The organism is Kitasatospora sp. NPDC002551 (genome assembly GCF_040296005.1).
In the GTDB taxonomy this organism is placed as follows: Bacteria; Actinomycetota; Actinomycetes; order Streptomycetales; family Streptomycetaceae; genus Kitasatospora.
The window spans coordinates 1-5793 of record NZ_JBEOWI010000128.1 but is presented as its reverse complement, the minus strand read 5'-3'; the positions used below and the strand labels follow the sequence as shown (position 1 = coordinate 5793).

The window sequence follows — 5793 nt, the reverse complement described above, 5'->3', positions numbered from 1 at the left end:
CGGGTCTCCACGCGCGCCTCGCGCGCCGGGCCGCCCAGGAAGGCGCGGACCCGGGCGTCGGTCAGCAGGGCCCGCACGACCGGCGCGTCCTGGGCCGTGACCGGGCGCAGGACGACGCGGTCGGCACGAAGGACGGCCGGCCAGAGGCGGGCGAGGGCGGATTCGACGGACTCCATCGGTCCAGGATGGCAGTGTCCGGCGGGCGCGCGTGCCCGATCCCGGCAGGTCCGGCTCCTGGGCGGGGCCCGGCGGAGCAGTAGCGCGTTCTGGTCGTCCGACGGTGATCCGTTGCCCGGGGTTCGACGCTTCGGCCGCCCCGGGCCGGGGCATCGCCCCGGCCCGGGGCAGGGTGATCACCGGGCGGGCTGTGCCGGGAGGACGTCGAGCGCGTGGTCGACCATCGAGGCCAGGTCGTTGCCGTACCGGGTGTCGCCGTGGATGAAGGTGGTGGTGAAAGCGGTGCGGTCGCGCCGGGGGAGGTCGGCGGCGCGGTAGGCGGCCAGGTGGTCGGCGCGCAGGAGTTGGGCGACCGCGATGTAGCCGCGGTCGGCGACCAGGGTGAACAGGACGGGGCCGTCCATCTCGCCGGCGGCGTTGTGCGCGTCCCACCAGTACTCGTCCGGGGTCAGGCTGTGGCCGCGCTGGTGCCGGGCCACGACCGTCACCTTGATGCCGGTGCGGGGGTGGCCGACGACGACGTGGGAGGACCGGCCGTCCCAGGTGGCGCCCAGGGCCTCGGCGGCGGCGCGGCGGACGATGTCGGCTACGGCGTCGGGCGTGGGCTGCTCGGCGCCGGTGAGCAGGGTGCGCAGACTGCCGGGGCGGGTGTGGACCGGGCGGCGGGCGACGACCAGGACGTCGTTGCGGATGCGCTGGTCGTCGGTCTCGGTGATGCCGGGGTGCCAACGGCGGTGGGCGCGGACGTCGGCCAGCAGTTCGCGTGCGCCCTGGTTGTCGGTGGGGTTGAGGTAGAGCAGGCTGACCAGGACGAGTTCGGCGGAGTTGAACCGGCCCAGGCGCCACAGGGCCAGGGCCAGGCCGTGGACGGCGCGCAGGAAGGGCCGGTTGTCCATCTCGGACCAGGGCAGCCGGCCGTGGAAGATCATCGGGAGGGACGCCTCGCCGACGGCGACGGCGGCCTCGTACCAGGCCAGCGCCTCCTTCAGGTGGCGGCGGCGGTCGGCGGCGGTGGGGCCGACGTAGGAGATGAGGTCGCCGAACTCGCCATCGTGGCGTTGCAGGGCCAGGCTGCCGAGGTGGGCGTAGGCGTCGACGTCGCGGGGCTCGGCGGCCACAATGCGAAGCAGCTCGTCCTCGTATCCTTCCACGTCCGCCGTGGCGCGCAGGGTGTCCAGCGCGGCATCGAGGGGCACTTCGGTGCGGCCGGGATAGAGATCGGGCATCCGGTAGCGGGGCAGGACGCCGTCCTCTGCGAGCCGGTCCAGCCACCACCGTGCGGCGATCTCCGCGTCCTTCTGCGGGCCCGGGGCGATCGCGAGGTCCTCGGTGTCCGGCTCCGGGCCGTCACCGTCGTCGGAGGCGTCGACCATGTCCGCCGCCACGGCCTCGGGACCGTCTTCCTCGTCTTCCTCGTCTTCCTCGTCCTCCTGGTCCTCGTCGTAGGCGTCGAGGACGTCATCGGGGTGGAAGTCGCCGTCCTCGGCTGCTTCGTGGGCGCCGGCGAGGTGCGCCCTCTCCAGGGCGGCCAGGGCCCGCTTGGCCCGCGTGCCGGGCAGCGCCTGCGTCAGCGGCTGGTAGACGTCCGGCCAGGTGTGGCCGGCGGCGAGCGGGCTCCACATCGTGTAGTCCTGCTGCATCAGGATCCGCAGGGCCAGGTCGAGGCCATAGTGGTCGAGGCGGCCGGGGAGCCGGCCGGCCTCACTGGCCCTGGCGACTTCCTGCAGTGCCTTCTGGTAGCCGATCTCCGTCTCGGCATCCAGGAGCCGGGCGAGCCGGGTCGGCTGGGTGCGCTGGACACGCCGCTGCTTGTCGGCGGAGGGCCGGGTGGTGGTGGACATGGGGGCTCCTTGAACCGGGCTTCGCGTGGCGCACCGCCCCACCTCGGTGCGACGCCAAGCCATCAGGTCAGGACGCCGTCATCATGTCGATCATGCTCATCGTGCCGGTTCGAGCGTTTGCTCAGTTCACCCGGGGACGGTCAACGGTGGGGATGACCGGCGGGCCCGCGCACCGTGGGCGCAGCCTGTCCGTCCATCCTCGCGAATCCCCGTCCGGCGACGCAAGGCCATCCCCCGAACGAGCGAACAAGCTGCTGTTTCCGCCATGCCGGGGCTGGGGGATGTGCTCCTTCGATCCCGGCCGGCGCAGCCGACCCCGGCCGCTCGTCTTCGCGCGGGGGTGTACCTCAAGCACGACGTCATCCGGCGAGCGTCAGCCGCTCTCCGCCGCCGCGCTGCGCGTGTTCGGCCCGGGCGGCCTCCAGCAGGCGCCGCCACGAGACCACCGTCGGTCGGCGCTTGAGCAGGGCGCGCCGCTCCCGCTCGGTCATCCCGCCCCAGATGCCGAACTCGACCCGCCGGTCGAGCGCATCGGCCAGGCATTCAGTACGGATGGGGCATCCGACGCACACGCTCTTGGCCCTGTTCTGCGCGGCGCCCTCGACGAACAGCTCGTCCGGATCCACACCCCGGCAGGCAGCCCGCCCCCAGTCGATGTCCGTCTCCCCCACAGCCGCGCCCTCTCCCTCTTCCCGCTCCTGCCGGTTCCCCTCGGCGACCGACCAGCGTAGGCGATGCGCCGTCTGCGGAACCTACGGAGAAGGAGGGCGGGACCGCTACTGTCGCTCTGGCGATGTCACGCCTTCGAGTGATTCCGCAGCGGCCGCCCCGCGCCGTAGGTTCGGGGCGTTGGCGCCCGTCCGACAGGAGACTGCTGTGCCCGATCCGTCCGTGAACTCATCTCCTGATCCAGGGCGTTCGCAGTCGGCGAGGTGGCGACGCTGGGCGCTCGTCTTCGGTCTGCCCAGTGCCGCCGTCGCCTTGATCGCGGCGTGGCTGATCCGTCCGCACAGCACCGCGTCCAGCGTGCTGGTCGTCCTGATCGCGCTCGCCGCCCTCGCGGTGTTCGTCACCACGATGCCGCGGCGGCAGCCGGCCGCAGCTGAGCACGCCGACGCCGGGTCCAGCACCGGGTGACGGCGCGGGCGACGGGTCGCCTGCCCTGAGGACCGCTTCGCGGGCCGCGGCCAGGCGCATCGCCGGACCGGCCTCCTCGCTCCGCCGCGGCGGCTGGGGCCGGCGCCGATGCGCCGCGCGCGGTCGGTGAACCGGACAGAACCCGTGCGGATCCGGCCGGTTCGGCCGGGGCTTCGGACCGTGGTGGTGGGGATCCCGTAGCTTCCGCGCCATGGCGAGGACATTGCGGCTGGCCGTCGCGCAGAGCACCGTTCCGGAGGACCCCACCGATCGCGGCGCGCTGCGGGCGGCGGGGCGGGAGATCCGGGCCCTGATGGCCGAGGCCGCCGGGGCGGGTGCGCGGCTGGTGCAGTTTCCCGAGGGGGCGATCACGTATCCGAGCAAGCACGTGATGGCGGCCGGCGCGGACGGGAAGCTGGCCCCGGCCGACTGGAGCCGGGCCGCCTGGGACGTCCTGCGCGAGGAGGCCGAGTCGATCGCCGCGCTGGCGGGGGATCTGCGGTTGTGGACGGCGTTCGGGTCGCTGCACCCGCTCACGCCGCCGAGCAGGCCTCACAACAGCCTCTTTATCGTCTCCGACCGTGGCGAGCTGGTCGCGCGGTACGACAAGCGGTTCCTGTCGCACACCGAGGTCTCCTACCTGTACACCCCGGGGCGCGAGCCTGTGGTCTTCGAGGTGGACGGCATCCGGATCGGCTGCGCGCTGTGCGTCGAGGCGAACTTCCCGCCGCTGTTCGCCGAGTATGAGCGCTTGGATGTCGACTGCGTCCTGTTGTCCGTGATGGTCGACGATGCTCCGAGGGCCCGCGTCGCCCAGGCTTACGGGACGCTGTACAGCTACTGGTTGGGCTACGCCGTGCCGGCGCAGTTCAGCGCCACGGTGCCGTCCGGGATCGTGGGGCCCGGCGGCCGGTGGCTGGCGCAGTGCCCCGCCGATGGGCAACCCGCTCTGGCGGTCGCGGACATCGACCTCGACTCGGCAGACCCGGACATCGACGTGGCCCTTCGATACGCCCGGCCCTGGCGCCGCTTGGCGCAGGACGGGTTGTACGAGGACCGGTTGGTGTCCGGGGATCCGCGCAGCGACATCCGCACGGCCTTCTGAGACTGCCCCGCGCACCTGCCCGCCCGAGCCTTTCCAGGGTCACGGCGGACCGTGGTTGTCCACTCGGTGGCCTACCGTGCAGCGGCGGCCGGAGGGCGGATCGCCGCGAGGATGTCCCGGGCCCCCTGGTCGAGGAGTTCCTGTGCGACCGCTGCGCCGAGCTTCTCCGGATCGTCGGCAGGGCCAGTGGAGGCGGCAGTGAGCCGGACGGTTCCGTCCAGGGACATGACCTGCCCGGTGAGGCGCAGTCTGTCTTCCGGCTCGTGGGTCACGTAGGCGCCCACCGGGACACTGCACCCGCCGTGGAGTTCGGCGAGCATGCTCCGCTCGGCCCGCACCGCCGCGTGGACCGCGTGGTCGGCGGCCCGTTCCAGCAGCGTCCGCAACTCCTGCTGGTCGCTGCGGATCTGGATGCCCAGAGCGCCCTGGCCGGGCGAGGCGGGAAACCGGTCCAGCGGCAGTACCTCGGTGATGTGGTCCTCCAGGCCGAGCCTTCGCAGGCCCGCGACCGCGAGGACGACGGCGTGCACCCGGCTTCGGCCCTTCAGCGCCGCCAGCCGGCCGGGGACGTTGCCCCGGATCGGCACCAGTTCCAGGTCCGGTCGCACGGCCCGCAGCAGCGCGGCCCGGCGCGGGGCTCCGGTTCCGACCCGGGCGCCGTCCGGCAACTCGGCCAGCGTCGAGCCGCACAAGGCGTCCTCCACCGCCTCCCGCCCCGGCGGGGCCAGCAGTACCAGGCCGGGCGCCATGCTGGTCGGCAGGTCCTTCAGGGAGTGGACCGCGACGTCGATCTCGCCGGCGGCCAGGGCCGCCTCCAGGCGGCTGGAGAACGCACTTCCCGCGCTGTGCCCGGCCACGTCGGAAAGCAACGAGACGCGGTCGCGGTCGCCCGCCTCCGTGATCACCCGGCGTCTGAACTCGACGCCGGGGCACAGCGGAGCGAGCAGCTCCAGGTACTGGCGGACCTGGGTACGGGCGAGGTCGCTGCCCCGCGAACCGACAAGGATGGGCACACCGGCTCCCGGAATCTGACGAGATGTGAGTTCCACCGTACCCGGGCGGACCGGTGGCGCTTTCCGACAGCGCGTCGGGGCAACGCGGCTGTCTGGCAACGGCGTTGACGTCCAGATGGCGAGGTGGAACAGGTGCTCGATGGCAGGCTGCCATGGGCCTTGGGTAGGGTCCGTGGCGCGGTCCGGCTGAAGCGAGCGACGTTGGGAGCAGGCATGCCAGACGACGAGGAGTCCTTGAGCGCCTGGTACGCGCGCCGGGAGGCGAAGCGCCGCCCGATCGGCGAGCGCCGCGTCGTCAGCCTGCAGGCCGGCCCGGCCCGGGGATCGCACGTCAACCCGCAGGCCCCGCGGATCGTCGAGGAGTGGGACGGGCACAGCTGGCAGCCCGTCTGCGTGGCCGACGACCACGCCGCCGCTTGCCGCACCGTCTCCACGCTCGACGCGGCCGTAGCGGTGCCGGTCCCCGGCTTCAACCCGCTGAGGCCGGGGACCGGACGGCACCGCAAGATCCCCACCTGAC

General features: G+C 73.2%; 6 protein-coding genes. 3 read left to right on the top strand and 3 right to left on the bottom strand.

Annotated features, from left to right (window positions below; genetic code table 11):
* Window positions 1–353 precede the first annotated feature (353 nt).
* Entirely contained in the window at window positions 354–2018 is a 1665-nt protein-coding gene (locus tag ABT093_RS40305) for a hypothetical protein (RefSeq protein WP_350572487.1), read from the bottom strand.
* 359 nt (window positions 2019–2377) lie between these two features.
* The gene (locus ABT093_RS40300; protein WP_350572486.1) at window positions 2378–2689 is read right to left on the bottom strand and encodes a WhiB family transcriptional regulator; all 312 of its coding nucleotides are present in this window, start codon (window positions 2687–2689) and stop codon (window positions 2378–2380) included.
* Window positions 2690–2894: 205 nt separating this feature from the next.
* Between ABT093_RS40300 and ABT093_RS40295 the strand changes: the two genes are divergently transcribed.
* Together ABT093_RS40295 and ABT093_RS40290 are read left to right on the top strand one after the other, a co-directional pair.
* Complete coding sequence (locus ABT093_RS40295; RefSeq protein WP_350572485.1) at window positions 2895–3155, top strand: hypothetical protein; 261 nt, start codon at window positions 2895–2897, stop codon at window positions 3153–3155.
* Between the two features lie 211 nt (window positions 3156–3366).
* Window positions 3367–4260: a carbon-nitrogen hydrolase family protein gene (locus ABT093_RS40290; RefSeq protein WP_350572484.1), complete on the top strand. Its 894-nt coding sequence runs from the start codon at window positions 3367–3369 to the stop codon at window positions 4258–4260.
* Between the two features lie 71 nt (window positions 4261–4331).
* Here the strand turns inward: ABT093_RS40290 and hemC are convergent, their stop codons facing one another.
* Complete coding sequence (gene hemC / locus ABT093_RS40285; RefSeq protein ID WP_350572483.1) at window positions 4332–5273, bottom strand: hydroxymethylbilane synthase; 942 nt, start codon at window positions 5271–5273, stop codon at window positions 4332–4334.
* Between the two features lie 213 nt (window positions 5274–5486).
* Here hemC and ABT093_RS40280 point away from each other — a divergent pair, with 213 nt between their 5' ends.
* The gene (locus ABT093_RS40280; protein WP_350572482.1) at window positions 5487–5792 is read left to right on the top strand and encodes a DUF6087 family protein; all 306 of its coding nucleotides are present in this window, start codon (window positions 5487–5489) and stop codon (window positions 5790–5792) included.
* The last annotated feature ends 1 nt before the right edge of the window (window position 5793 follow it).

What these genes read in the sequence shown, in the direction of transcription:
- ABT093_RS40305 (WP_350572487.1), bottom strand. Translation starts at nt 2,018, where the DNA reads ATGTCCACCACCACCCGGCCCTCCGCCGACAAGCAGCGGCGTGTCCAG.
- ABT093_RS40290 (WP_350572484.1), top strand. Translation starts at nt 3,367, where the DNA reads ATGGCGAGGACATTGCGGCTGGCCGTCGCGCAGAGCACCGTTCCGGAG.
- ABT093_RS40280 (WP_350572482.1), top strand. Translation starts at nt 5,487, where the DNA reads ATGCCAGACGACGAGGAGTCCTTGAGCGCCTGGTACGCGCGCCGGGAG.